21 protein-coding genes, 1 tRNA gene, 1 pseudogene and 2 riboswitches are annotated in these 26,525 nt (G+C 72.7%); of the genes and pseudogenes, 18 read left to right on the top strand and 5 right to left on the bottom strand.

Going from position 1 to position 26,525, the window contains the following annotated elements; genetic code table 11:
- Window positions 1–7: 7 nt before the first annotated feature.
- Genes MUN78_RS10630 through MUN78_RS10620 form a run of 3 tightly spaced genes read right to left on the bottom strand, consistent with a single transcriptional unit; the run spans window position 8 to window position 3,529 of the window.
- Window positions 8–1,366, bottom strand: coding sequence for an aldehyde dehydrogenase family protein (locus tag MUN78_RS10630; RefSeq protein WP_244730065.1), 1,359 nt, complete (start codon window positions 1,364–1,366; stop codon window positions 8–10).
- Window positions 1,360–2,127, bottom strand: a complete 768-nt coding sequence (locus MUN78_RS10625; RefSeq protein ID WP_244689738.1) for a gamma-glutamyl-gamma-aminobutyrate hydrolase family protein — start codon at window positions 2,125–2,127, stop codon at window positions 1,360–1,362. Before MUN78_RS10625 ends, MUN78_RS10630 begins: the two co-directional genes overlap by 7 nt.
- Window positions 2,128–2,158: 31 nt before the next feature.
- Window positions 2,159–3,529, bottom strand: coding sequence for a glutamine synthetase family protein (locus MUN78_RS10620; protein ID WP_244689736.1), 1,371 nt, complete (start codon window positions 3,527–3,529; stop codon window positions 2,159–2,161).
- A 214-nt stretch (window positions 3,530–3,743) separates the two neighbouring features.
- Here MUN78_RS10620 and MUN78_RS10615 point away from each other — a divergent pair, with 214 nt between their 5' ends.
- The 6 genes and pseudogenes from MUN78_RS10615 to MUN78_RS10590 all read left to right on the top strand — a co-directional run bounded on the left by MUN78_RS10615 (window position 3,744) and on the right by MUN78_RS10590 (window position 11,816).
- Window positions 3,744–5,318: an amino acid permease gene (locus MUN78_RS10615; protein ID WP_244689734.1), complete on the top strand. Its 1,575-nt coding sequence runs from the start codon at window positions 3,744–3,746 to the stop codon at window positions 5,316–5,318.
- 36 nt (window positions 5,319–5,354) lie between these two features.
- A riboswitch (glycine riboswitch) is annotated at window positions 5,355–5,448 on the top strand.
- Between the two features lie 4 nt (window positions 5,449–5,452).
- Window positions 5,453–5,553, top strand: a riboswitch (glycine riboswitch).
- 51 nt (window positions 5,554–5,604) lie between these two features.
- Complete coding sequence (gene gcvP / locus MUN78_RS10610) at window positions 5,605–8,451, top strand: aminomethyl-transferring glycine dehydrogenase (protein ID WP_244730063.1); 2,847 nt, start codon at window positions 5,605–5,607, stop codon at window positions 8,449–8,451.
- Window positions 8,452–8,545: 94 nt separating this feature from the next.
- A complete protein-coding gene (gcvT, locus tag MUN78_RS10605; protein WP_244726341.1) occupies window positions 8,546–9,673 on the top strand; it encodes a glycine cleavage system aminomethyltransferase GcvT in 1,128 nt (375 codons plus the stop codon).
- A gap of 100 nt (window positions 9,674–9,773) precedes the next feature.
- Complete coding sequence (gene gcvH, locus MUN78_RS10600) at window positions 9,774–10,151, top strand: glycine cleavage system protein GcvH (RefSeq protein WP_244726339.1); 378 nt, start codon at window positions 9,774–9,776, stop codon at window positions 10,149–10,151.
- A 27-nt stretch (window positions 10,152–10,178) separates the two neighbouring features.
- Window positions 10,179–11,598: pseudogene (locus tag MUN78_RS10595) on the top strand (MFS transporter).
- A 17-nt stretch (window positions 11,599–11,615) separates the two neighbouring features.
- A complete protein-coding gene (locus MUN78_RS10590) occupies window positions 11,616–11,816 on the top strand; it encodes a glycine zipper domain-containing protein (protein WP_244689726.1) in 201 nt (66 codons plus the stop codon).
- Between the two features lie 281 nt (window positions 11,817–12,097).
- Here the strand turns inward: MUN78_RS10590 and MUN78_RS10585 are convergent, their stop codons facing one another.
- Window positions 12,098–12,469 (bottom strand): winged helix-turn-helix transcriptional regulator, encoded by a 372-nt coding sequence (locus MUN78_RS10585; protein ID WP_244689725.1) that lies wholly within the window; start codon window positions 12,467–12,469, stop codon window positions 12,098–12,100.
- A gap of 140 nt (window positions 12,470–12,609) precedes the next feature.
- Between MUN78_RS10585 and MUN78_RS10580 the strand changes: the two genes are divergently transcribed.
- The 10 genes from MUN78_RS10580 to MUN78_RS10535 all read left to right on the top strand — a co-directional run bounded on the left by MUN78_RS10580 (window position 12,610) and on the right by MUN78_RS10535 (window position 22,304).
- Window positions 12,610–13,260, top strand: a complete 651-nt coding sequence (locus MUN78_RS10580) for an NAD(P)-dependent oxidoreductase (protein ID WP_244726337.1) — start codon at window positions 12,610–12,612, stop codon at window positions 13,258–13,260.
- 134 nt (window positions 13,261–13,394) lie between these two features.
- Window positions 13,395–13,467: transfer RNA gene (locus MUN78_RS10575), tRNA-Arg, on the top strand.
- Window positions 13,468–13,577: 110 nt separating this feature from the next.
- Window positions 13,578–13,901, top strand: coding sequence for an alpha/beta fold hydrolase (locus MUN78_RS10570; protein ID WP_244726336.1), 324 nt, complete (start codon window positions 13,578–13,580; stop codon window positions 13,899–13,901).
- Window positions 13,902–13,954: 53 nt separating this feature from the next.
- Window positions 13,955–14,323 (top strand): alpha/beta fold hydrolase, encoded by a 369-nt coding sequence (locus tag MUN78_RS10565; protein ID WP_244726334.1) that lies wholly within the window; start codon window positions 13,955–13,957, stop codon window positions 14,321–14,323.
- 326 nt (window positions 14,324–14,649) lie between these two features.
- On the top strand, window positions 14,650–16,017 hold the full coding sequence (locus tag MUN78_RS10560) for an AI-2E family transporter (RefSeq protein ID WP_346730557.1): 1,368 nt from the start codon (window positions 14,650–14,652) through the stop codon (window positions 16,015–16,017).
- 95 nt (window positions 16,018–16,112) lie between these two features.
- Window positions 16,113–17,837, top strand: coding sequence for a ubiquinone-dependent pyruvate dehydrogenase (gene poxB, locus MUN78_RS10555; protein WP_244726332.1), 1,725 nt, complete (start codon window positions 16,113–16,115; stop codon window positions 17,835–17,837).
- Window positions 17,838–17,848: 11 nt separating this feature from the next.
- Window positions 17,849–18,262, top strand: a complete 414-nt coding sequence (locus tag MUN78_RS10550) for a GNAT family N-acetyltransferase (protein ID WP_244726330.1) — start codon at window positions 17,849–17,851, stop codon at window positions 18,260–18,262.
- 234 nt (window positions 18,263–18,496) lie between these two features.
- Window positions 18,497–19,774 carry an APC family permease gene (locus MUN78_RS10545; RefSeq protein ID WP_429952323.1) on the top strand — a complete coding sequence of 426 codons (1,278 nt, stop codon included), beginning with the start codon at window positions 18,497–18,499 and terminating at the stop codon, window positions 19,772–19,774.
- An 82-nt stretch (window positions 19,775–19,856) separates the two neighbouring features.
- Window positions 19,857–21,527 carry an arginine--tRNA ligase gene (gene argS / locus MUN78_RS10540; protein WP_244689716.1) on the top strand — a complete coding sequence of 557 codons (1,671 nt, stop codon included), beginning with the start codon at window positions 19,857–19,859 and terminating at the stop codon, window positions 21,525–21,527.
- A gap of 15 nt (window positions 21,528–21,542) precedes the next feature.
- Entirely contained in the window at window positions 21,543–22,304 is a 762-nt protein-coding gene (locus MUN78_RS10535; RefSeq protein WP_244689714.1) for an LmeA family phospholipid-binding protein, read from the top strand.
- A gap of 6 nt (window positions 22,305–22,310) precedes the next feature.
- Here MUN78_RS10535 and MUN78_RS10530 read toward each other — a convergent pair whose 3' ends face one another.
- Window positions 22,311–23,747: a PucR family transcriptional regulator gene (locus MUN78_RS10530; RefSeq protein ID WP_244726326.1), complete on the bottom strand. Its 1,437-nt coding sequence runs from the start codon at window positions 23,745–23,747 to the stop codon at window positions 22,311–22,313.
- A 158-nt stretch (window positions 23,748–23,905) separates the two neighbouring features.
- On the opposite strand from MUN78_RS10530, the gene MUN78_RS10525 reads away from it, so the two are divergent.
- Together MUN78_RS10525 and MUN78_RS10520 are read left to right on the top strand one after the other, a co-directional pair.
- Complete coding sequence (locus MUN78_RS10525; RefSeq protein WP_244689710.1) at window positions 23,906–25,009, top strand: alcohol dehydrogenase catalytic domain-containing protein; 1,104 nt, start codon at window positions 23,906–23,908, stop codon at window positions 25,007–25,009.
- Window positions 25,010–25,043: 34 nt separating this feature from the next.
- On the top strand, window positions 25,044–26,480 hold the full coding sequence (locus MUN78_RS10520) for an APC family permease (protein WP_244689708.1): 1,437 nt from the start codon (window positions 25,044–25,046) through the stop codon (window positions 26,478–26,480).
- The last annotated feature ends 45 nt before the right edge of the window (window positions 26,481–26,525 follow it).

Raw genomic sequence — 26,525 nt, 5'->3', positions numbered from 1 at the left:
CTGCGGGTTACTCGGCGGCGAAGAAGACGTTCTTCGTCTCGGTGAAGTGGAGCGGGGCGTCGGGGCCGAGCTCTCGGCCGATGCCGGACTGCTTGAACCCGCCGAACGGGGTGGTGTACCGGACGGAGGAGTGGGAGTTGACGGACAGATTGCCGCCCTCGACGCCGCGGGCGACGCGGATGCCGCGCGCGAGGTCGCGCGTCCAGATCGAGCCGCTCAGGCCGTAGTCGGTCGCGTTCGCGAGCGCGATCGCATCGGCCTCGTCCTCGAAGGGGAGCACGGCCACGACGGGGCCGAAGACCTCCTCGGTGGCGATCCGCGATCCGCGTTCCGGCGTCACGACGGTCGGCGCGAACCAGGCGCCCGGCCCCTCGGGCGCGGTGCCGCGGAAGGCGACGGGCACGTCCTCGGTGAGGAAGGCCGCGACGCTCTCGCGGTGGGCGAGCGTGACGAGCGGGCCGACCTCGGTCGACTCGTCCGTCGGGTCGCCGACCCGCACGCCCTGCACCGCCCGCTCGAAGCCCTCCATGAAGCGGTCGTAGACGCTGCGCTGCACGAGCAGCCGGCTCCGCGCGCAGCAGTCCTGCCCGGCGTTGTCGAAGACCGAGTAGGGCGCGGTCGCGGCGGCCTGCTCGATGTCTGCGTCGGCGAAGACGATGTTCGCGCTCTTGCCGCCGAGCTCCAGGGTGACGCGCTTCACCTGCTCGGCGCAGCCGGCCATGATCCGCTTGCCGACGGCGGTCGAGCCGGTGAAGACCACCTTGCGCACCTCCGGATGGGTGACGAAGCGGTCGCCGACGACGGAGCCGCGACCGGGGAGGACCTGGAAGAGCCCCTCGGGGAGGCCGGCCTCGAGCGCGAGCTCGCCGAGGCGGATGCTCGTGAGGGGCGTCCACTCCGCCGGCTTCAGGAGCACGGCGTTCCCGGCGGCGAGGGCCGGTGCGAAGCCCCAGGAGGCGATCGTCATGGGGAAGTTCCACGGCGTGATGACCCCCACGACGCCGAGCGGCTCGTGGAAGGTCACGTCGAGTCCGCCCGCGACGGGGATCTGCTGGCCGATGAGCCGCTCGGGCGATCCCGCGTAGTACTCGAGCACGTCGCGCACGTGCCCGGCCTCCCAGCGCGACTGCGTGATCGGGTGCCCCGAGTTCGCCGTCTCGAGCCCGGCGAGGTGCTCGAGATCGCCGTCGACGGCGTCCGCGAAGCGGCGGAGCGACCGTGCGCGGTCGGCGGGCGCGAGCCGCGCCCACGTTCGCTGCGCGGTCGCGGCGCGCGCGATCGCGGCGTCCGTGTCCGCGAGGTCGAGGTGGGCGACCTCGCGGACGACGGTCCCGTCGGCCGGGTTGATGACGGTGTAGCTCATGATGCTCCTGACGCTCGGGGCGCTGGCGCGCCGGTGCGGGACCGCCGGTGGGCGCGGGCGGCGCGGACGAGGCCTGCGAAGAGGCGGCGATCCGCCGCGTTCTCCTCGGGGTGCCACTGGACCGCGATGCCGAAGGGCACCGCGTCGAGTTCGAGGGACTCGATCACGCCGTCCGCGGTGCGGCTGGTGACGGTGAGGCCGTCGCCGACGCGGTCGATCCCCTGATGATGGTAGAGGTCGGCGACGGCCCGCGGTTCGTCGCCGAAGAGGCCTCCGATCCTGCTGCCCGGGTCGACCTCTACCTCGATGCGGTTGAAGCGGCCGGCGCCGAGCTGGTAGCGGTCGTCGCCCACGAGGTCGGGCAGATGCTGGGTGAGCGTGCCGCCGCGCTCGACGTTGAGCACCTGCGCGCCGCGGCAGATCCCGAGGAAGGGGAGTTCGATGTCGATCGCCGCCTGCAGCACCGCGGCCTCGAACTCGTCCCGATCGGTGCGCGGCGCCCCGGTGCGCTCGTGCGGCCGCTGCCCGTAGCGCGCGGGATCCACGTCGGCGCCCCCGGAGAGCACGAGCCCGTCGAGCGCCCCGACGATCGCCTCGGCGACGCCGGGGGCGACCGGCTGCGGCGGGAGGACGACGGCGATGCCGCCGGCGTCGGTGACGCCGCGCAGGTAGACCTCGGGGAGGAAGGATGCGCGGACGTCCCAGACCCCGGTCCGGGCCTGCTCGAGGTAGCTCGTGATGCCGATGATCGGCGCGGGATCCATGGCGGCTCCTGGTGCTCGTGGGGGAGGGGGGTCAGAGTCGTTCGAAGCCGCGCACGCGCTCCCAGTCGGTGACGGCGGCGTCGAAGGCGGCGACCTCGATCCGCGCGGCGTGCACGTAGTGCTCGACCACCTCGTCGCCGAAGGCCCGTCGGGCGAGCTCCGAGCGCTCGAACAGGTCCGCGGCCTCGCGGAGGGTGGTGGGCACGCGGGCGATGTCGCTGTCGTAGGCGTTGCCCGCGAGCGGCTCGCCGAGTGCGAGCCCGCGCTCGATGCCGTCGAGCCCGGCGGCGAGCATGCCCGCGACCGCGAGGTACTGGTTCACATCGCCGCCCGGCACGCGGTTCTCGACCCGCATGGCGTGCCCCCGGCCGACGACGCGCAGCGCGCAGGTGCGGTTGTCGTGCCCCCAGGCGACGGCCGTCGGCGCGAAGCTGCCGTCGACGTAGCGCTTGTAGGAGTTGATGTTCGGGGCGAAGAGGAGCGTGAACTCGCGCATGGCGGCGAGCTGGCCGGCGACGAAGCTGCGGAACAGCGGGGACATGCCGTCCGGCGCGTCGGCGTCGGCGAAGACGGGTGCGCCCGCGGCGCTGCGCAGGCTCGTGTGCACGTGGCAGCTGTTGCCCTCGCGCTCGTTGAACTTCGCCATGAAGGTGAGGCTCTTGCCGTGCGCGTCGGCGATCTCCTTGGAGCCGCTCTTGTAGATGGAATGGTTGTCGCAGGTGGTGATCGCGTGGGCGTAGCGGAAGGCGATCTCCTGCTGGCCGAGATTGCACTCGCCCTTCACGCCCTCGCAGTACATGCCGGCGCCGTCCATGGAATTGCGGATGTCGCGCAGCAGCGGCTCCATCCGCGTCGAGGCGTGGAGGGCGTAGTCGACGTTGTAGTCGCTGCCCGGGGTGAGGTCGCGGTAGCCCTTGCGCCACGCGGAGCGGAAGTCGTCCTCGAAGACGATGAACTCGAGCTCGGTGCCGACGAAGGGCACGAGGTCGCGCTCGGCGAGCCGCTCCACCTGGCGCCTCAGGATCTGCCTGGGGGAGACGGCGATGGGGGCGTGGTCGGCGGCAGTCGTGAGGTCGGCGATGACGAGCGCGGTGCCCGGGAGCCAGGGGGCGAGGCGGAGCGTCCCGAGATCCGGGATCATCGCCATGTCGCCGTAGCCGCTCTCCCAGCTGGTGAGCGCGTAGCCGTCGACCGTGTTGAGCTCGACGTCGACGGCGAGGAGGTAGTTGCAGCACTCCGAGCCGTGCTCCATGGCGTCCTCGAGGAAGAGCCTCGCGGAGATGCGCTTGCCGACCAGCCGACCCTGCACGTCGGTGAACGCGACGATCACGGTGTCGATCTCGCCCGCGGCGACGGCCCGCCTCAGCTCGTCCGGGGTGAGGTTGCCGCTGTTCGGGATCATGTGGGCTCCTTGCTCGTCGTCGAGACCGGGTGTCACGTCAATGGTCGATCGCTCGACCATTAAAGCACGTCCCCCTCGGTGATCGCGCGGAAGAATTTACATAAAGGTGGTGGTAAACGACCAATAGATCGCTATAGTCGGTCTCGACATCGCACCACCGCAGCGTCGACGACGCACGACGCGCACCGATCACACCGCAGTGAAAGGGGCCGAGATGGCCAAGGACACGTTGAGAGTCTCCGGGGTGACGTACACCACCGCGGAATCCGGGTACTTCGAGAAGCGCAAGCTCAAGCGCGCCGCCGGCGTCTGGGGGCTCTGGGGCCTCGCCGTCGGGGCCGTGATCTCCGGCAACTTCTCCGGATGGAACTTCGGCATCGAGGCGGCCGGCTTCGGCGGCATGCTCATCGCCTTCGCCATCCTCGTGGTCATGTACTACGGCCTCGTCTTCTCCATCGGCGAGATGGCCGCAGCCATGCCGCACACGGGAGGGGCCTACTCCTTCGGCCGCGCGGCGATGGGGCCGTGGGGCGGCTTCGTGACGGGGCTCGCGGAATCCATCGAGTACGTCGCGACGACCGCGGTCATCGTCTACTTCTCCGCGGGCTACGCCAACGGCGTCACGGAGGGGCTCATGGGGTTCAGCCTGCCGAACTGGGTGTGGTGGATCATCCTCTACGCCGCCTTCGTGGCGCTCAACACGGCGGGCGCGGCCATCTCGCTCAAGTTCGCGATCGTCGTCTCCTTCGTCTCGATCGGCGTGCTCGTGCTCTTCGCCGTCATGGCGTTCGCGAGCGGCACCGTGAACTGGGGGAGCCTCCTCGACATCGCGCCCGACCCCGGGCAGTCCGCCTTCCTGCCGCACGGCGTGCTGCCGATCCTCTTCGCGCTGCCCTTCGCCATGTGGCTCTTCCTCGGCATCGAGGAGCTGCCCCTCGCTGCGGAGGAGTCGCACGATCCCGTCCGCGACATCCCGCGCGCCGGCCTCTGGGCCCGCGGCACCCTCATCGTCACCGGCCTCCTCGTGCTCCTGCTCAACACCGCCGTGCTCGGCGCCGAGGCCACGGGTGTCGCGGGGGAGCCGCTCCTCGACGGCTTCCGCGCGATCCTCGGCGACGATCTCGCCTGGGTCGCCGGTCTCCTCGCCCTCTTCGCGCTGTTCGGCCTGCTCGCTTCGCTGCAGGGAATCATGTTCGCCTACGGGCGCAACCTCTACTCCCTCTCCCGCGCGGGCTACTACCCCAAGTTCCTCTCGCTCACGGGCTCGCGCCAGACCCCCTGGGTCGCGCTCATCGCCGGGGCGATCATCGGCCTCGCCGCGCTCGTCATCGTGGAGCTCACGGGCGGCGACAGCGGCGTCGGCGGCGCCGTCGTCCTGAACATCGCCGTGTGGGGCGCCGTGCTCGCCTACTTCATGCAGATGCTGTCCTTCATCATCCTGCGCCGCAAGTACCCCGATGCGAAGCGACCGTATCGCAGCCCCTGGGGCGTGTTCGGCGCCGCGGCGGCGGCCGTGATCTCGGCGCTCATCTTCCTCGGCTTCCTGCTCAACGAGACCTTCCGTCCGGCCATCGTGGCGATCGTGGTGGTCTACGTCGTCGGCCTGCTCATCTTCGGGCTCTACACCCGCCACCGCCTCATCCTCTCGCCCGAGGAGGAGTACGCGGTCTCGGGCGGGCTCCACGGCGACCCGCAGCGCGAAGGCTACGGCGGGGAGGTCGAGGAGGAGCTCCTGGCGCTCGACGGCACGGACGCCGCCGGCGATCCCGATCGGCCGCGCGCCGTGTAGAGTGAGACCGCAGCAGCACATCTGAATACCGGCCATCACGTCATGGCGGGAGAGCCCGGGCCGAGCGCCCGGCGCCGTAGGAGCAACCCCTCCCCGGGAATCTCTCAGGCCCCCGTACCGTCACGACACGGCGACTCTGGAAAGCGGCAGGCGCGCGAGCGCCGGCTCACCGACGGTGCAAGGATGCGCCCGCCCGGGCGGGCGCATCCGAATCTCTCAGGTACCCATCACAGAGCGGGGAGGATCCTCTCGTCCGCTTCGTGCCCCGCACGACGTCCCCTCGGAGATCCTCGTGAGCCCCACCCCTCCAGCCAGCGCCTTCGCCGACCGGCACATCGGCGTGACCGCCCCCGCCGATGTGCGGGCCATGCTCGACCGCCTCGGCTACGCCGAGCTCGACGAACTCGTCGACGCCGCGGTCCCGAGCGCCATCCGCATGGACGGTCCGCTCGACCTCCCCGCCGGCGTCGGCGAGGAGCAGATCCTCGCCGAGCTCCGCGGCTTCGCGGCGAAGAACACCCCGATGGTCCAGATGATCGGGCAGGGCTTCTCGGACACGCACACGCCCCCGGTGATCCGTCGGAACGTCCTCGAGAGCCCCGCCTGGTACACCGCGTACACGCCGTACCAGCCGGAGATCTCGCAGGGACGCCTCGAGGCGCTCCTGAACTTCCAGACGATGGTCTCCGACCTCACGGCGCTGCCCGTGGCGAACGCCTCGATGCTCGACGAGAGCTCCGCGGCCGCCGAGGCCGTGCTCCTCATGCGCCGCGCCGGCAAGGCGTCGCCCACCGCGAAGGCCGTGCTCGACGCCGCGCTCTTCCCGCAGACCATCGCCGTGATCCGGGGCCGCGCCGAGGCGCTTGGCTTCGAGGTCGAGGTCGCCGACCTCGGCGCCGGGCTGCCCGAGGGGGAGCTCTTCGGCATCGTGCTGCAGCAGCCGGGCGACCGCGGCGCCGTCGTCGACCACGCGGCGACGATCGCCGCGGCGCGGGAGCGCGGCGCGATGGTGACCGTGATCGCCGATCTGCTCTCCCTCACCCTCATCGTGCCGCCGGGCGAGCAGGGCGCCGACGTCGCCGTGGGCAGCACCCAGCGCTTCGGCGTGCCGCTCTTCTTCGGCGGCCCCCACGCGGCGTACCTCGCGGTCCGCGCCGGGCTCGAGCGCTCGCTCCCCGGCCGCCTCGTCGGCGTGTCCAGGGACGCCGCGGGCCGACAGGCCTATCGGCTCGCGCTGCAGACCCGCGAGCAGCACATCCGCAGGGAGAAGGCGACGAGCAACATCTGCACCGCGCAGGCGCTGCTCGCCATCACGGCGTCGATGTACGCCGTGTACCACGGCCCCGAGGGGCTCCGGGCCATCGCCGAGCGCGTGCACGCGCACGCGAGGGCGCTCGCCGCGGCGCTCGCCGCCGCGGGGATCCCGCTCGCCTCGGCCTCGTTCTTCGACACGGTCGTCGCCGAGGTCCCCGGCCGCGCCGACGCGGTGATCGCGGCCGCGGCCGCGGCCGGGATCAACCTGCGCCGCATCGATGCGGGCACGGTCGGCGTCTCGACCGACGAGACCACGACGGCCGCGCACATCGCCGCCGTGGCGCGCGCCTTCGGCGCCGCCGAGCCGAGCGCGCCGGCGCCGGGCGCCGCGTTCCCGCCGGCGCTCGCCCGCACGAGCGACTACCTCAGCCACCCGATCTTCGCCACCGTGCGCTCCGAGACCCAGATGCTGCGGTACCTGCGCCGCCTCGCGGACCGCGACCTCGCGCTCGACCGCACGATGATCCCGCTCGGATCCTGCACGATGAAGCTCAACGCGACCGCCGAGATGGAGGCCATCTCCTGGCCGGAGTTCGCGGGCATCCACCCGTACGCGCCCGCCGAGCAGACCGTCGGCTGGCGCGAGCTCATCGCGGAGCTCGAGCGCCGACTGGTCGCCATCACCGGGTACGCCGGCATGTCGCTGCAGCCGAACTCGGGCGCGCAGGGCGAGCTCGCCGGCCTCCTCGCCATCCGCGGCTACCACCGCTCACGGGGCGAGGCGGACCGCACGGTCTGCCTCATCCCCGCCTCGGCGCACGGCACGAACGCGGCCTCCGCCGTGCTCGCCGGGATGCGCGTCGTCGTCGTGCGGAACACCGACTCCGGGCACATCGACCTCGACGATCTGCGCGCGAAGGTCGAGGCGCATCGCGACCAGCTCGCCGCGATCATGATCACCTACCCCTCCACCTACGGCGTCTACGACACGGACGTGCACGAGGTGTGCGGGCTCGTCCACGCCGCCGGCGGACAGGTCTACATCGACGGCGCCAACATGAACGCCCTCGTCGGCATCGCGCAGCCCGGGCGCTTCGGCGGCGACGTGTCGCACCTCAACCTGCACAAGACCTTCGCGATCCCGCACGGCGGCGGCGGCCCGGGCGTCGGCCCCATCGGGGTCGCCGAGCACCTGCTCCCGTTCCTCCCCGGCGATCCGCGCGGCGGGGGAGCGACGGGCGGCGCGGCGGTCGTCGCGACGATCTTCGGCTCCGCCGGGGTCCTCCCGATCTCCTACGCGTACATCGCGCTCATGGGAGCCGAGGGGCTCGCGCGGGCGACGCGGACGGCGCTCCTCAGCGCGAACTACATCGCCGCGAGGCTCGCCGAGCACTTCCCCGTGCTCTTCACGGGGGAGTCCGGCCTCGTCGCGCACGAGTGCATCCTCGACCTCCGCGAGCTCACCGCGCGTTCGGGCGTCACCGCCGAGGACGTCGCGAAGCGCCTCATCGACTTCGGCTTCCACGCGCCGACGCTCGCCTTCCCCGTCGCCGGGACGCTCATGGTCGAGCCCACGGAGTCCGAGGACCTCGGCGAGATCGAGCGCTTCATCGCGGCCATGATCGCGATCCGCGGCGAGATCGCGGACGTCGCCGAGGGCCGCTGCCCCCTCGGCGACTCGCCGCTGCGGCTCGCCCCGCACACGGCCGAAGCGCTGCTCGACGCGGACTGGGACCGGGCATACACCCGCGAGCGGGCCGCGTACCCGGTCGCCTCGCTCCGCGCCGACAAGTACTTCCCGCCGGTGGGGCGGATCGACGGTGCGCACGGCGATCGCAACCTCGTCTGCTCCTGCCCGCCGCCCGAGGCCTTCGCATGACCTGCCGAGCCGCGACCCCCGCGAATCCCACCCCGACGAATCCGACTCCCGCACACCCGACCCCGACGACACCGACCGACGAGAGCAGGACACCATGAGCGACCCCAGGCGCACCGCGCTCGGCGCCGAGCACGACGCGCTCGGCGCGACCTTGACCGACTTCGGCGGCTGGGAGATGCCGCTGCGGTACGGCTCCGAGCTCGCCGAGCACCGCGCCGTCCGTGAGGCGGCCGGGCTCTTTGACCTCTCCCATATGGGGGAGCTGCGCGTCACCGGAGCCGACGCCGCCGTCTTCCTCAACAGCGCACTCGTGGGGGACCTCGCGAGGGTCGCCGTGGGCCGCGCGAAATACTCGCTGATCTGCGCGGAGGACGGCGGGATCATCGACGACCTCATCGTCTACCGGCTCGGGGACGCGGAGTTCCTCGTCGTGCCGAACGCGGGCAACGCCGGGACCGTCGCGGCGGCCCTCGCGGAGCGCGCCGACGGCTTCGAGGTCCGTGTCGCCGACGAGACCGCGGAGACGAGCCTCATCGCCGTGCAGGGCCCGGCCTCGGCCGCGATCCTCGACGGGCTCCTGCCCGAACAGGATCGGGAGGCCGTCGCCGGCCTGCGGTACTACGCCGCGGCGCAGCTCGCGGTCGCCGGCGTGCCCGTGCTCCTCGCCCGCACCGGGTACACGGGCGAGGACGGGTTCGAGCTCTACGTGCCGAACGCGCGGGCCGCGGAGCTCTGGCGCGCCCTCCTCGCCGCGGGCGGGCCGCAGGGCCTCGTGCCGGCCGGACTCGCCGCGCGCGACTCCCTGCGGCTCGAAGCCGGGATGCCGCTCTACGGGCACGAGCTCAGCCTCGAGCTCACCCCCTTCGACGCGGGTCTCGCCCCCGTCGTCTCCTTCGCGAAGCCCGAGCGCTTCGTCGGGCGCGACGCGCTCGAGCGCCGTCGCGACGCACCCCCCGGCCTGACGCTCGTCGGGCTGCGGGGCGAGGGACGGCGCGCGGGGCGCGAGGGCTACGCGGTGCACGCCGCAGGGTCCGGGGTCGAGGCGGCGGCGATCGGCCGCATCACGAGCGGGCAGCCGAGTCCCACGCTCGGCGCCCCCATCGCGCTCGCCTATCTCGATCCCGCGTCGGCCGAGCCGGGCACCCGCGTCGAGGTCGACCTCCGCGGCAAGCGCGAGCCCTTCATCGTCGTCCCCCTGCCCTTCTACCGGCGCGGCGGGTGAGCGCGCCGCGAGACGGCGCACGAACCGCACCGGCGTCGGCGCGATCCGCTCCGACCGCTTCTGATCCGTACCGACCACCGAACACCGTAAGGAACCCCTCATGAGCACCGTCAAGTCAGGCCTCCGCTACTCCGCCGAGCACGAGTGGATCGACGCCGGCAGCCCCGCGACGATCGGCATCAGCGAGGTCGCCGCCGATGCGCTCGGCGAGATCGTCTACGTCGATCTGCCCGAGCTCGGTGCGACCGTCGCCGTCGGCTCCGTCATCGGCGAGGTAGAGTCCACGAAGTCCGTCTCCGAGCTCTTCTCACCGGTCGCCGGGGAGGTCGTCGAGGTGAACGCCGCCGTCGTCGACGACCCGGCGCTCATCAACAGCGATCCCTACGGCGCCGCCTGGCTCATCAGGGTCGCCGTGAGCGAGGAGGGGCCGCTGCTGAGCGCAGAGCAGTACGCCGCCGACAACGGGGCCGAGCTCTGAGCGCGCGCGTGGCCCTACGATGATGCCATGACCGGAACATCTGCGGGCCGGCGCTCGCTCGCGCAGCGACTCGACGCCCTGCCCTTCACCAGGAAGCACGGCAGACTGCTCACCGGCTCCGGAGTCGGCTGGGCGCTCGACGCGATGGACGTCGGGCTCATCTCCTTCATCATCGCCGCGCTGACGCAGCAGTGGGGGCTCGACAAGGGGGAGAGCGGGCTCATCGCCTCGATCGGCTTCGCCGGCATGGCGATCGGCGCGAGCCTCGGCGGCCTGCTCGCCGATCGCTTCGGCCGCCGGCAGGTCTTCGCGATCACGCTGCTCGTGTACGGGCTCGCGACCGGGGCGAGCGCGCTCGCCGGCGGCGTCGCCGTGCTGCTCGTGCTCCGCTTCTTCGTGGGTCTCGGTCTGGGGGCCGAGCTGCCGGTCGCCTCGACCTACGTGAGCGAGTTCGCACCGGCGCGCATCCGAGGTCGGCTCATCGTCATCCTCGAGGCGTTCTGGGCGGTCGGCTGGACGGCCTCGGCCGTGATCGGCTACTTCGTCGTGCCGGCCTCGGCGGACGGCTGGCGCTGGGCCTTCGCGCTCGGCGCCGTCCCCGCCGTGTACGCGCTCGTGGTGCGCTGGGGGCTCCCCGAGTCGCCGCGCTGGCTCGCGGGGCGCGGACGCACCGCGGAGGCCGAGCGGATCGTCTCGGAGTTCGAGGCCGCGGCCGGCGGGCGCACGGTGAGCGAGGGGCCGTGCGCGAAGGCGCCGCGGCGACCGAGTCCGCCGCGGCGACCGAGTCCGCCGCGGCATCCACCGCGGCGCCCGATGCCGCCGCCGCGGCGCCGCTCGCCGCCTCGGCCGGGAGTCGCCTGGCGGGGCTCTGGACCGCCGAGTTCCGCGGGCGGACGGTCGCGATCTGGGTGGTCTGGTTCTGCGTGAACTTCGCGTACTACGGCGCGTTCATCTGGATCCCGAGCATCCTCGTGGACGCGGGATTCAGCCTCGTGCGCTCCTTCGGCTTCACCCTCATCATCACGCTCGCCCAGCTCCCCGGCTACGCCGTCGCGGCGTGGCTCATCGAGCGCTGGGGGAGGCGGCTCACCCTCTCGGTCTTCCTGCTGGGCTCGGCGGTCTCCGCGATCGTCTTCGGTACGGTGCACGCCGAGGCGGCGATCATCGCCTCGGGCATGGCGCTCTCGTTCTTCAACCTCGGCGCCTGGGGCGCCCTCTACGCGGTGACGCCCGAGATCTACCCCACCTCGCTGCGTGCGACGGGCGCGGGCTGGGCGGCGGGAGTCGGGCGCATCGCGTCGATCGCGGCGCCGCTCCTCGTCCCGGTGCTCCTCGCCGCGGGGGGATCCGGCCTCACCTTCGGGGTCTTCGCGATCTTCTTCCTGCTCGCGGGGGCGCGGCCTGGGGGCTCGTCGATCGTCGGGGCGAGACGCTCGACGACCGCTGAGGCGCTAGCCTGGAGGCATGGCAGGACGGAAGCAGGGGGCGAGCATCGGCGTCGGCATCGCGCTCGGAGCGGCGATCGGCACGGCGCTCGGCGTCGCGACCGGCAACGTGGGCCTGTGGATCGGCGTCGGGATCGCGGTCGGCGTCGTCGTCGGCCTGCTGCTCGGCGCGGGCAAGGCCGACGACGGCGAACGGACGGGCGACGGCTCCGAGCAGTGACCCTCCGTGCAGGGGGAGCGCATAGCGTTCAGAAAACGCTGGATATCCTCGCCGGGGAGGCGCAGAATGGACCGATGGGGGTCGAGGAACCGGGAGAGTTGCCGACCTGTCCCAGGTGCCGGATCACGGTGATGTGGCCGGTCCGCGACGGGTGGCAGTGCGAGGACTGCGAGTACCATGCGCGCGCGGATGGGCGCGTCTACGCGGATGCCGGGCGGCACGCGGATCGCGGCGCCGAACCGGCCCCCTGAACCGGGGTCTGCCCCCGTCGGCGGGGCGGCTCAGGCGGCGTCGGCGCGCTCCCGCGCCTCGAGCACCCGGTCCATGTGGGTCCTCGCCCACTCCTCGATGGCCTGGAGCGGTTCTTGCAGGGTCGTCCCGAGCTCGGTGAGCGCGTACTCCACGCGCGGCGGCACCTCGGGGTACGCGGTGCGCGAGACCAGCCCGTCGCGCTCGAGCGCGCGCAGGGTCTGCGTGAGCATCTTCTGGGAGACCCCCTCCACGCGGCGGGCGATCTCGGAGAAGCGGCGCGGACCGTCGCGGAGCGCGCCGATGACCAGCACGGTCCAGCGATCGCCGATGCGGTTGAGCAGCTCCCGGGTGGGGCACTCCCTGGCGTAGGGGTCGAACGCCAGCGTTCGCTCCAGCGTCATGCCAGCCTCCTCGAACTCGGCGCGGGCCCCGACTCGGTTACCGCGAAGTGCCTACTTCCCCTGGGGAAGCAAGTTACCTACAGTAAGTATTGCACGTCGCGCGTGCGACCGCGCGACCTCGATCGAAAGGACAGCAGCACATGGCACGCATCACCGTTCTCGGAGGCACCGGATACGCCGGGAAGCACATCGTCGCGGCGGCCGCGCAGCGCGGGCACGACGTGGTGGCCTACAGCAGGTCGACCCCTGAGGCTCCGATCGCGGGCGTCGAGTACCGCACCGGCAACGTCTCGGACCCCGAAGTGATCGCGGCCGCCGTCTCGGGCAGCGACGTGGTGATCTCGGCGCTGTCGCCGCGCGGCGAGCTGGAGGGCCAGGGGAAGCTGCGCGCGTTCGAAGCGGAGATCGCGCGGCTCGCGCAGCAGGGCGGGGTGCGCTTCGGCGTGGTCGGCGGCGCCGGATCGCTCCAGGCTGCCCCCGGCGGCCCGCTCGTCATCGACACGCCCGACTTCCCCGACGCGATCAAGCCCGAGGCGCGCGAGCTCGGCAGCGTGCTCGAGGATCTGCGCGCGAGCGATGAAGCCCTCGATTGGTTCTTCCTGAGCCCCGCGGGCGGCTTCGGCGCCTGGGCGCCCGGCGAGGCGACCGGCGACTACCGCGTGGGCGGCGACGTGCTGCTCGTCGATGAGGAAGGCCAGTCCTTCATCTCAGGCGCCGACCTCGGCCTCGCCGTCGTGCGCGAGATCGAGGAGCCCGCGCACCGGCGCCAGCGCTTCACCGTCGCCTACTGAGCCGCGCGACCGCCCGCGGGCCGGCCGTGCGCCGGGCGCCCGGGCGGTCCCGCCCGGCACCGTCCCCGTCAGTCCCCGCCCGCGTGCGGGAGGGGCTCCGAAGATGCGCTAGGCTGGTCGAGTTGCCATTGCTCGCCTCCGTAGCTCAGGGGATAGAGCGCCGGTTTCCGGTACCGTAGGTCGGGGGTTCGAATCCCTCCGGGGGCACTGCAACGCGAGACACCCTCTCCGCTTCGGCGGAGGGGGTGTTCTGCTCCTCGGGGTCGCCCCGGCGCACCGATGGGGCTCGACCCGACTGTGAGAAGATAGGGCGCATCATGTTCCTCGCAGTGCACGGACCGGTCGACGCGCCTCCGGTCCTTCTGCTCCACGGGGGCGGCGTCGCCGGATGGATGTGGGACTCGCTGAGAGATGAGCTGCGTGCCGACCACCGCGTGCTGGTCCCCGATCTGCCCGGTCACGGAGCTTCGGCCGGCGCCCCGTACCTCTCCCACGACGCGACGATCGACGATCTAGCACGGCTCCTCGCGACGCACGCGCCGGATCGCCCGTCGGCAGTGGTCGGGTTCTCCCTCGGGGCACAACTCGCCATCCGATTGGCCTCCGAGCGACCGGACTGGTCTCAGACGCGGTCGTCGTGAGCGGGCAGGCGCATGCGTTGCCGTTCACCTCGCTCACCCTTGCCATGCTGAGTGTGGCAGCTCCACTCGCGCGCGTCCGGTGGTTCGCGAAACTGCAGGCTCGAGAGCTGCGTGTTCCCGCTCGGCTGATCGGGCAGTATCTGCGCACGAGCGCGGGTATCTCGAAGGGCTCACTGCTCGCGTCCGTCGAAGACAATCTCCGATTCGTGCTCCCTGAGGCCTGGGCGAAGTTCCCAGGACGGGCGCTCATCCTCGTGGGACAGCGCGAGCGTCGGCTCATGCGGGAATCGGCGAGCGGCATCCATCGCGCGCTCCCGGGCAGCGAGCTGATCACGGTCGGCGGCTGCGGCCACGGCATTCCGTTGGAGCGCGCCGCGTGGTTCAACGCACTCGTCGGCGACTGGCTCCGCCAGACCTCCTGACGCGCGGCCTCGCGCTCCGGGTCGTGAAGATCCACGAGCCCCGCGACCCGCGCCGCACGGAGACGTCGACGGGAATGACGTGAAGCGGGGGTATGCGGGCCTGAAACGCCCGAATGCGTCATTCCCGCGCGGGTTCGGGGCGGAGGAGACCGCGGGCGACGGACGGAGTTCGGGGCGGAGGAGGCCGCGGGCGACGGCCGGAGACCGGGGCGGCGGAGGGAGTGCTCGCGCCCGACGCGGCGCAAGCCCTTGACGCCCGCGCTCGCGAAGTGGTCGACTGGCCGACAGGAGCGGCCTCGCCGCTCCCCGACACGGAGGAGGCGGGCATGGGATGGCGGAGCGCGCGCGTGCGCGGCGAAGCGGCGCGGGCCGGCGGGATCGATACGGTGAAGCCCGCCGATACGGCAAAGTCCGCCGATACGGTGAAGCCCGCCGATGCGGCGAAGCCCGCGGCCGCGGCCGGCTCCGCGGACGCGGCCGGATCCCGGGACGGGCGCGGCCGGCGCGGCGGGCGCGACGGTCGCGGCGGGCGAGACCGCAACGGCGGCAACGGCGGCCACGACGGCCACGGCGGCCGCGCGACCGGGACACCGCGGGCGCCGTGGGGGAGCGGGGGCCGCATCAACCCCTTCACCTTCGGCCTCCTCGGCGCGCTCGGCGTCCTCGTCGCGCTGCTCATCGGCTCGATCGTGGGACAGCTCGGCACCGTCCTCGTCTACGTCGGCGTCGCGCTCTTCCTCTCGCTCGGTCTCGACCCGATCGTCTCGGCGATCGAGCGCCGCCTGCCGCGGCCCGCCGCCGTGGCCGTCGTCGTGGGCGTCGTCGTCCTCGCGTTCGCCGGCATCCTGCTCGCCATCGTCCCCGTGCTCGTGCGCCAGATCGCCAACCTCGTCGACTCGGCGCCGCAGATGGTCGACGACGTGACCGGGAGCGCGTGGTACGCGCAGCTCACCGAGCAGTTCGGCTCGAATTTCGACGACGCGGTGTCCGGGGTGCTCGGCTTCCTGCAGGACCCGGGGAACCTCGGCCAGATCGGGGGCGGGCTCGTCGCGGTCGGCGCCGGGATCGCGGGCGGCATCACGGGGATCATCATCGTGCTGATCCTCACCCTCTACTTCATGGCCTCGATGCGCGCCATGAAGCGCCTCGCGGTGCGCTTCGTGCCCGCCTACCAGCGCCCCCGCTTCCGCGAGCTCCTCGAGGACGTCTCGGGCGCGGTGGGCCGCTACGTGATCGGACAGGTGAGCCTCGCGCTCATCAACGGGATCCTGAGCCTCGTCTACCTGAGCATCATCGGGGCGCCGCTGCCGGCGCTCCTCGCGCTGATCGCCTTCGTCGGCTCGCTGATCCCCCTCGTGGGCACCCTCTCGGCGTCCATCGTCATCTCCCTGGTGTGCCTCGTGGAGTCGCCGCCGACCGCGCTCGCCGCGGCGATCTACTACCTCGTCTACATGCAGATCGAGGCGTACGTGCTCAGCCCCCGCATCATGAGCAAGGCCGTCGCCGTCCCGGGGTCCCTCGTCGTGATCGCCGCCGTCGGCGGCGGCGCGCTCGGCGGGATCCTCGGCGCCCTCGTCGCGATCCCCGTCGCCGCGAGCATCATCATCATCGTGCAGAAGGTCGTCTTCCCCGCGCAGGACGAGAAGTCCTCGCCCCCGGAGGCGCGCCTCGCGCCGCCCCGGGCCGAGGCGTAGGCTCGAGACGACCGCGCACCGACCGCCCGCCGCGAGGGGCGGCGGACGGCTCCGCACCCGGGCGGTCCCCGGGAGGACCGAGGAGGCAGGATCGCATGGCCACCGTCGCCGAGCACATCGTGGCAACGCTGAAGACCAACGGAGTCGAACGGGTCTACGGGTTGCCGGGGGATTCCCTCAACGGCTTCACGGACGCGCTCCGCCGAGACGGATCGATCCGCTGGATCCACGTGCGCCACGAGGAGTCGGCGGCATTCGCCGCCTCCGCGGACGCGGCGACGACGGGGGAGTTGGCCGTGGTCGCCGGATCCTGCGGACCGGGCAACCTGCACTTCATCAACGGGCTCTACGACGCGAACCGCTCCCGGGTGCCCGTGCTCGCGATCGCCGCGCACATCCCGACGAGCGAGATCGGCAGCGGCTACTTCCAGGAGACGCGCCCCCAGGAGCTGTTCCGCGAGGCGAGCGTCTACAGCGAGTACGTCGCGAGCCCCAGCCAGATGCCCCGCGTGCTCGAGATCGCGATGCGCACGGCCGTCGAGCGCCGCGGCGTCGCCGTGGTCGTGATCCCGGGGGATGTGGCGCTCGCCGACAGCCTCGCCGCCGCCGCGCACCGGATCGAGCGGGCCGCGCCCGTGGTCGTGCCGAATCCGTCCGAGCTCGACCGCGCAGCCGAGATCCTCACCGGCGCGAAGCGCGTCACGATCCTCGCGGGCGCCGGGGTCGCCGGGGCGCACGCGGAGGTCGTGGCGCTCGCGGACCGCCTCGCCGCTCCCGTCGTGCACGCGCTGCGCGGCAAGGAATGGATCGAGTACGACAACCCCTTCGATGTCGGCATGACCGGACTGCTCGGCTTCGCCTCGGGGTACCGGGCCATGGACGCCGCCGACGCGCTGCTCATGCTCGGCACGGACTTCCCCTACACACAGTTCTACCCGGAGGGTGCGGCGATCATCCAGGTCGACATCCGCGGCGAGCAGATCGGCCGTCGGCGCCCGGTCGACCTCGGACTCGTCGGCGACGCCGGGGAGACGGCGCGCGCGCTGCTCGGCCGCATCCCGGGGGGTCGGGATCGCGCGCACCTCGACGATGCCCGGGCGCACTACGCGAAGACCCGCGCCAAGCTCGACGAGCTCGCGGTGCCCGCGAAGCGGGGGCAGCCCATCCATCCGCAGCACCTCACACGGCTCCTCGACGAGGCGGCGGCCGCGGATGCCGTCTTCACCGCGGACGTGGGCTCGCCCACGGTCTGGGCGGCGCGCTACCTCACGATGAACGGACGGCGCCGCCTCATCGGCTCATTCACCCATGGCTCCATGGCGAACGCGCTGCTGCACGGCATCGGCGCTCAGGCCGCGCATCCCGGACGGCAGGTGGTCGCACTCGCGGGCGACGGCGGCCTCGCCATGATGCTCGGCGAACTCATCACGCTCACCCAGAACCGGCTGCCCGTGAAGACGATCGTGGTGAACAACTCGTCGCTGAACTTCGTGGAGCTCGAGATGAAGGCCGCCGGGTTCGTCACCTACGGCACGGATCTCGAGAACCCCGACTTCGCGGAGGTCGCGCGGGCCCTCGGCATCTTCTCCCGCCGCGTCGAACGCTCGGAGGAGCTGCCGGACGCGCTGGCCGAGGTGCTCGCGCACGACGGACCCGCCCTCCTCGATGTGGTGACCGAGCGCCAGGAGCTCTCCATGCCGCCGGCGATCAGCGCGGAGCAGGTGAAGGGCTTCGCCCTGTACGCGATCCGCACCGTCATGTCCGGACGCGGCGACGAGCTGCTCGACCTCGCCCGCGCCAACTGGCGGCAGCTGTTCTGAGGAGGGGCGGGATGCGACTCGAGGATCGGACGGCGACGCCGGAGGAGCACCAGCGGCTCGCCGAGGCGGCGGGGTGGCAGGGGCACTTCGATGATGAGCTCCGGGCGGCTTCGCTGGCGGCCTCGCTCGCGGGCACGGTCTGCGTCGACGACGCGGGCCGCGTCATCGGCATGGCGCGGGCCGTCGGCGACGGCTGGCAGTACGCCTACATCCAGGATGTGATCGTGCATCCGGCGCACGAGGGCGAGGGGATCGCGACGGCGCTCGTCGAGCGCCTCGTCGAGCAGCTCAGGCCGCCGCCCGGCGCGGAGCTCTTCCTCGGCCTGTTCGCGAGTCCCGAGGCCGTCGGCGTCTACGAACGGCTGGGATTCTCCGCCGAGGACGCGCTCGGCATGCACCGCAGGATCCGCGCCGCGGAGGAATAGCCTGGCGCGGCGGGAGGCGCCGGAGACGTTCGCCCGCCCCGCGCGGGCGTCCGACCCCCGCCCGCCGGCTGTCAGATCCGGGTCCTCCGCGTCAAGCCCCGTGCGGCCGCGTGCGGGCGACCCTACGCTGACCGCATGAGCCGATCGCCCGAGCGCGCCCCAGACCCCTCGTCCGATGCCGCCCGTCCCGCGGATGCCGGCGGCACGCGGCTGCGCCGGGTCGTCACGGGACCCATGCTGTTCGCCTTCATCCTCGGCGACGTGCTCGGCGCCGGGGTCTACGCGCTCATGGGAGTGCTGTCGGATCGGGTCGGCGGAATGCTCTGGGCGCCGCTGCTCCTGGCCCTGCTGCTCGCGCTCCTGACCGCGGGATCGTACGCGGAGCTCGTCACGAAGTACCCTCGCGCCGGCGGCGCCGCCGTCTTCGCGGAGCGGGCGTTCCGGCGACCCCTGGTCTCCTTCCTGGTCGGCTTCAGCATGCTCGCCGCCGGCGTGACGAGCGCCGCGGGCCTCGCGATCGCGTTCGCGGGGGAGTACCTCAGCACCTTCGCGCGGCTGCCGACCGCCCCGGTCGCGATCGCCTTCCTCGCGGTCGTCGCCCTGCTCAACGCGCGCGGCATCCGGGAGTCGCTGCGGGCGAACCTCGTGATGACCGCGATCGAGGTCTCGGGGCTCGTGGTGGTGGTCTGCGCGGTCGCCGCGCTCGTGGCCGGCGGAGGCGGGGAGCTCGCCCGCGTCGGGGAGCCCCCCGCGGGCGCCGGCGTCGCCGGGGCGATCCTCGCCGGCGCCGTCATCGCCTACTACTCCTTCGTCGGATTCGAGACCTCGGCGAACGTCGTCGAGGAGGTGGCGGATCCGACGCGCACCTACCCCCGGGCGCTCTTCGCGGCGCTGCTCGCAGCGGGTCTCGTCTACGTGCTCGTCGGGCTCGCGAGCGCCATCGCGCTCCCTGCGGACGAGCTCGCCGCATCGAGCGGCCCGCTGCTCGCGGTCGTCGAGGCGACGGGCGTCGGCGTGCCGGCGTGGGCGTTCAGCGCCATCGCCCTCGTCGCCGTCGCGAACGGGGCGCTGCTCACCATGATCATGACGAGCCGTCTCGCCTACGGGATGGCGGATCAGGGGCTGCTGCCCGGGGCGCTCGCACGCGTGCTTCCCCGGCGACGCACCCCGTGGGTCGCGATCGTCGCGACCACCGCGGTCGCCGCGCTCCTCGTCCTCGTCGGGGACCTCGCGACCCTCGCCGAGACGGTGGTGCTGCTCCTGCTGTTCGTCTTCCTCAGCGCGAACGTGTCGGTGCTGGTGCTGCGGCGGGATCGCGCGGAGCACCCGCATTTCCGCGTCTGGACGTTCGTCCCGGTGCTCGGGATCGGCTCCTGCCTCCTGCTGCTGGCTCAGCAGCGCCCCGTCGTCTGGGCCTTCGGAGCCGCGCTGCTCGCGCTCGGCGCGGTGCTGCACCTCCTCGCCCGCTGGGGCGATCGGGCGCGGCGCCGCCGGGACGCGCCCCGCTCCTGAGCGGGAGGCCGCGCCGGCATCGCGTCCGCGGTGCGCCCGCGGTGCGCGGGGAGGGCGGCGGCCCGGAGTAGAATCGATCCTCGTGACGCCACAAGAACTCGCCATCGTCCTCGCCCGCATCCTCACCGAGCTCGTCGCCGCCCGGGGCTCGGAGATCCCGGTCACCGAGCAGGACACGCAGGTCGAGCGGCCCAAGAACCGCGATCACGGCGACTGGGCGTCGAACGCCGCGATGAAGTTCGCGAAGCGCCTCGGGATGCCCCCGCGCGAGCTCGCCGAGCAGATCGCGGCCCGCGCCGCCGAGACGGACGGCGTCGCGAAGGCCGAGGTGGCCGGCCCCGGTTTCATCAACCTCACCCTGGACGCCGCGAGCGCGGGCGAGACGGCGCGCCGCGTCGTCGAGCAGGGCGAGCACTACGGGCGCAGTGACGCGCTCGCGGGACAGCGCATCAACCTCGAGTTCGTCTCCGCCAACCCGACGGGGCCGCTGCACATGGGGCACACCCGGTGGGCGGCGCTCGGGGACTCGACGGCGCGCGTGCTGCGCGCCGCGGGCGCGGAGGTGACGAGCGAGTACTACATCAACGACGCCGGCGCGCAGATGGACAAGTTCGGGCGATCCGTCCTCGCCGCGGCGCTCGGCGAGGACGCGCCGGAGGACGCGTACCCCGGCGCCTACATCCAGGCGCTCGGCGCGCAGCTGCGCGAGCGGCTCCCCGGTCTCGCCGAGCGCGCCGCCGCGGATCGCCCCGCCGCCCTCGCCGAGGCGCAGGAGCTCGCGTACCAGCTGCAGCTCGCCGAGATCAAGGACTCGCTCGAGCGCTTCAACGTCCACTTCGACGTGTACTTCTCGGAGCGCACGCTCCACACCGCGGGCGAGCACGGCGAGCCCAGCCCGATCGCCGCGGCGATCGACCGGCTCCGCGAGCAGGGGCACGTCTTCGAGGAGGACGACGCGATCTGGGTGCGCACCACCGCGTTCGGCGACGACAAGGACCGCGTCTTCACCCGGGGCAACGGCGTCTACACCTACTTCGCGGCCGACGCGGCGTACTACCTCTCGAAGATGGACCGCGGCTTCGGCGAGAAGATCTACCTGCTCGGCGCCGACCACCACGGCTACATCGGTCGGCTCACGGCGATCGCCGGCGCGGCCGGCGATGACATCGAGACGGACATCACCGTGCTCATCGGGCAGCTCGTCAACCTCAACGGCGCGCGTCTGTCCAAGCGCGCCGGCAACATCGTCGAGCTCGACGACCTCCTCGAGTGGCTCGGCTCCGACGCGCTGCGCTACTGGCTCGCCCGCTACCCCGCGGACTCCCCGCTCTCGCTCGACGGCGAGAAGCTCCGCAGCCGGACGAACGACAACCCGGTGTTCTACGTCCAGTACGCCCACGCGCGCACCTGCGCCGTCGACCGCAACGCCGCCGCGGCCGGGGTCGACCGCAGCGGTTTCGCGCCCGAGCTGCTCACGCACGAGGCCGAGACGGAACTGCTCGGCAAGCTGCAGCAGTACCCGGGGATCGTCGCGGGCGCCGCCGAGCTGCGCGAACCGCACCGGATCGCGCGCTTCCTCGAGGAGCTCGCGGCCGCCTATCACCGCTGGTACGACAACTGCCGCGTGCTGCCCCTCGCCGAGGAGCCGGTGGGCGATCTGCACCGCACGCGCCTCTGGCTCAACGACGCCGCCGGCCAGGTGCTGCGCAACGGCCTCGATCTCATCGGCGTGAGCGCGCCCGAGCGGCTCTGAGACCGGGGCCCGACGATGGCGCAGCGCACCTCGCGGTGGTGGACGAAGCTCGTGGGCGTGCTCGTCGTGCTCGTCCTCCTCGCGGGGGCGGGCGAACTGGCGCTGCGGCTGATCATCCCCGGCATCGTCCAGGGCGCGATCCGCACGCAGCTCCACCTCACGGACGACCACCCGGTCGACGTGTCGCTCGGCGGTTCGGCGCTCCTGGCGGCGCTCGGCGGCGGCGTCGGGGACGTCACGGTCGAGGTGCCGAACGCGCCGCTGCTCGAGGGGGTGGAGGCCGATGCGACCGTGCACGCGGCCCGCGTGCCCTTCTCCCCGACCACGGGGGAGATCACCGGCGGCACGGCGCAGCTGCGGGTCTCGAAGGAGCAGCTCGGCAACGTCATCGAGCTCGTCACCCAGGGCCTCGCGCAGACGGGCACCGTCCGCGACGGCAGCCTCGTCGTGGGCCGCTCGGTGGATCTCTTCGGGCAGTCGATCGAGCTCTCGGCGAGCATCGGGCTATCCGTCGTCGACGGTCAGGTCGAGATCGAACCGCGGGGCGTGCAGGCCGCGGGGCTCGACCTCAGCGCCGAGCAGATCTCCGCGGCGACCGGGTCGCTGCTCGACCCGATTCTCAGCCCGCAGGCCCTCTGCGTCGACGACCGCCTGCCGCGCGGCGTCGAGCTCACCGGCATCGATCTCTCCAGCACGGGGTCGGCGACGATCTCCGCCGATCTCGCCCCGGGGATCCTCTCCGATCCCGCCGAGCAGGAGCTCGGCAGCTGCGGCTGAGACGCCTCAGAGCCCGATGGCGCGCAGCGCCAGCCACGCCGCGGCGCGATCGTCCGCGCGGTCCATCGCGAGGCCCGTCAGGTCCTCGATGCGGCGGATGCGCGAGACGAGCGTCTGGCGATGGATCCCGAGGCGGGCGGCGCTCGCGCGGTGCGCGCCGTGCTCCGTCAGGTACACCCGGAGCGTCTCGGCGAGTTCGCCCGGGGCGCCCGCGGCGTCGCGAAGCGGCTCGAGGAGGGTCGTGAGGCGAGCCTGCGCGCCGTCGCCGACGGCGTCCAGCGCGCGGGCGACGCTCGGCAGCTCCGCGTAGGAGACCGCGGGGCGGCCGTCCTCGAGGGCGGCCTCGAGCGCCTGGTGCGCCTGCGCGGCGCTCCGGGCGAGCGCCTCCACGGGGGCGGGCGAACCGTGGCCCAGGTGGACCCGGAGCCCCGCCACCGGGGCGAACTCCCGCACGCGCGCGGCGAGACCGGCGACGAGGTCGTCGCGCACGAAGCCGCGCACGTGCCCGTGGTCGGCGGCGAAGACGTGCTCGGCCCCGAGCTCGTCGAACCACCGTCGCAGCAGCCGATCCGGGTCGATCGTGCGGGTGCGGGTGCCGAGCTCGAACGCCGTCAGACTGCGTTCGTGGACGCCCCAGCGGTGCAGCAGCCCGGCCGCCCGCTCGCCGCCCGCGACGAGGGTGTCGAGCAGGGCGCCGCGGCCGAGGTGCTCGGTGAGCGACGGGTCGTGACTGCGCAGCAGGAGGTCGAACAGCGCCGCGGCGAGCGAGGAGAGATCGCGCGCGTGACTCGTGCGGCTGGAGCGCGTGGCGATGACCAGGGAGCCCGCGAGGTCCTGCTCCGAGCCGACGCGGTGCAGCTGCAGGCCGTCGTGGCGCACCCGGACGGGGCGCCCGAGCGCGACGGCGACCGCATCCGAGACGTGCAGCCGGCCGGCGCCGGCGGTCGCGATGACCTGCCCGTGCGCGTCGAGCAGCACCGCCCAGCCGTCGATCCGGTGCGCGAGCTCCGCGATGACGGCGGTCACCCCGCCGCGGCGGGCCACCTGCGTGAGCACGTTCATGCCGGCGGTGACGAGACGGTCGGCGGCCGCGTGGTCGTCCGCGATCAGGGCGCGCAGCGCGGCGTGGAGGGCGACGCCGGCGAGGCGGGTGCCGAGGATCGCCGTCATGCCGGCCGCCGCGAGCGCCGACCGCAGCTCCGGCCCGTCCTCCGAGGAGACGAACACCGCCCCGACCAGGGCGTCGCGCCGCGTCGCGCCGGCGTCGAGCGCTGCGATGAGCGCCGTGCCCGAGCCGGTGACGAGCGTCGCGTACGCGGGGTTGCCGATCACGACGAAGGCCTCGAGCTCGGCCACGCTGTCGACCGGGGTGCGTTCGGGGAGGCGCCGGGCGAGACAGCGTCCACCGACGGCGCGGACCACCGCCGAGAGATCGAGGGCCATGGCGTCCAGTGTACCGAATGATGAATCCCCGAATCGAAGTTCGCCAGGTGGTGCAGTGACAGCGCGCGTTCGGCTCCGTAGCATTCCGAGGGTCGCCACTGCGGTCGCCCTCGCGATCGCCGAGGTTCCGGCGACGCGAACGAGCGAAGGAGAGCAGCATGCAGGCTGTCGTGTTCCGAGATCCCGAGACCCGCGTCGAGGTGGCCGAAGTCGCCCTCGCCGCGCCGAAGGCCGGGGAGGTCCGGGTGAAGATCGCCGCGGCGGGCGTGTGCCACTCCGATCTGCACGTGAAGCGCGGCGAGTGGGACGCCCCGGCGCCCATGGTCATGGGCCATGAGGGATCCGGCGTCGTCGTCGAGCTCGGCGAGGGCGTCACCTCCCTCGCGGTCGGCGATCACGTGGTGCTCAGCTGGGTGCCGCCGTGCGGCGAGTGCCGGTACTGCCTGCAGGGCCACGAGGCCCGTTGCCAGAAGGTCGTCGACGTCAACAACACGCACGGCTCCCTCTTCGACGGCACCTCCCGCCTCAGCGCCGCCGGCAGCGGCGAGGCGCTCCACCACTACCTCAGCGTCTCCTCCTTCGCCGAGGAGGTCGTCGTCCCCGTCTCCGGCGCCATCAAGGTGCGCGACGACGCGCCGCTCGACGTCATCGCCGTCGTCGGCTGCGCCGTCGCCACGGGGGTCGGCGCCGTCCTCAACACGGCCGCCGTCGAGCCCGGGGCGACGGTCGCCGTCATCGGCTGCGGCGGCGTCGGGCTCAACGTCGTGCAGGGCGCGAAGCTCGCCGGCGCCGAGCGCATCATCGCCGTCGACGTCGTCCCCGAGAAGACCGCGATGGCGCTCCAGTTCGGCGCCACCGACCGCATCGACGCCTCCGAGCGCGACGCCGTCGAGCAGCTGCTCGAACTCCTCCCGGACGGCGTCGACTACGCGTTCGACGCGATCGGGCGCACCTCGACCACGGAGCAGGCGATCCGCATGCTCGGTCTCGGCGGCGCCGCCGTCATCGTCGGACTGCCGCCCACGGGCGCGAAGGCCTCCTTCGAGCCCCTCGTGCTCGCCGAGGCCGACCAGCGCATCCTCGGCTCCAACTACGGCTCGGTGCGCGCCTCCATCGACATCCCCGCGCTCGTCGACCGCTACATGGACGGCCAGCTCAAGCTCGATCCGCTCATCTCCGGGCGGCGCCCGCTCGCCGAGGCCGCCGAGGCGCTCGACGACCTGGAAGCCGGCGGCGTGCTGCGCACGCTGCTGATCCCCTGACCCGCACCACCCTCGAGGAAGAGAAGTCAACCGCATGTCCACCACCACCCAGACGCCCCAGGGCGCGCCGGCCGACGCCGGCCTGCGCCGCGGCGTGATGTCCGGGCCCGAGCTCGCAGCCCAGGCCATCGCCAACATCGCCCCGAGCGCGGTCATCGCGTTCACCGCGGCGAGCATTTTCATGGGCGCGGGCAACGGCACGCTGCTGTCGTTCGCGCTCGCCATCGTCGTCATCCTCTGCGTCGGCTACTGCGTCGCCGTCTTCGCGCGCAAGCACGCATCCGCAGGATCCCTCTACACCTACGTCGCCAAGGGTCTCGGCCCGACGGGCGCGTACATCGCGGGCATCGCGCTCGTCGCGGGCTGCTGGGGCATCGCCGCCGGATCGCTCGGCGGCGCCGTCTCCTACATGAGCGACTTCCTCGGCCTCTTCGGCATTCCGGCGGGCGGGGTCCTCGCGCAGGTGCTCCTCGCGATCGTCATCGGCGGCCTCGCGACCTTCTTCACCATCCGCGGCATCCGCGTCTCGGCCCGCGTCTCCCTCGTGCTGGAGCTCGTCTCCGTCGCCATCATCCTGATCCTCCTCGTCCTCGCGCTCGTCGCGCTCGGACCGGATGCCTGGGACCCGTCGCAGTTCTCCCTCGCGGGCGTGCCCGTGCAGGGCGTCGCCACGGGCATGGTGCTCGGCATCCTCGGCTTCGTCGGATTCTCCTCGGCCGACGCGCTCGGGCGGGAGGCGAAGAACCCCTACACGGCGATCCCGCGGGCGATCATGTGGAGCGCCGCCGTGGTCGGCGTGCTCTACCTCTTCGCCGCCTACACCCAGATCGCCGTGCTCGGCGACGACCTCGCGACCGTCGCGAGCCCGCTGCAGGCCATCTCCGAGAAGATCGGCATGCCGCTCTGGTTCGCCCCCGTGCTCACCTTCGGCGTCGCGGCCTCCTTCTTCGCCGTGGTGGTCGCCCCGCTGAACGTCGTGGGCCGCATCATCTACGTGATGGGCAAGGAGGGCGTCGTGGCCGAGAGCTTCGGCCGCACCCACGAGAGCCACCTCACCCCGCACCGGGTGCTCCTCATCGCCGGCCCCGCCGCGATCCTGCTCGACATCGTCCTCCTCATCGGCGGCACCCACCCGATGGACATCGTCGTCTGGGTCGACACCTACGGCACCTACGGCTACATGGTCGCCTACGCGCTCGTCGCCATCGCCTGCGTCGTCTACGTGCGCCGGGAGCGGATGAAGTCCGGGCTCGTGACCCTCTGCGCGACGCTCGCCGTCGTCGCGATGGCGTACGTGTTCTTCGCGAACGTGTGGCCCGTGCCCGCGTTCCCGCTGAACCTCATCCCGTACCTCTTCCTCCTCACCATGATCGTCGCGCTCGCCTGGTTCGTCTTCGTCACGAAGCGCGATCCCTCGGTGAAGCAGCGCATCGGCAACACCGAGACCGACATGCTGGAGGGCGTGGGCTAGGCGGATCGCCTCGGGTCCGCCCCGCGCGGGGGCCGCGGCCGCGCC

It is taken from the genome of Leucobacter allii, assembly GCF_022919155.1.
GTDB classification, from domain to species: domain Bacteria; phylum Actinomycetota; class Actinomycetes; order Actinomycetales; family Microbacteriaceae; genus Leucobacter; species Leucobacter allii.
The sequence above is the reverse complement of the archived record's forward strand: the minus strand, read 5'-3'. Positions and strand labels throughout refer to the sequence as shown.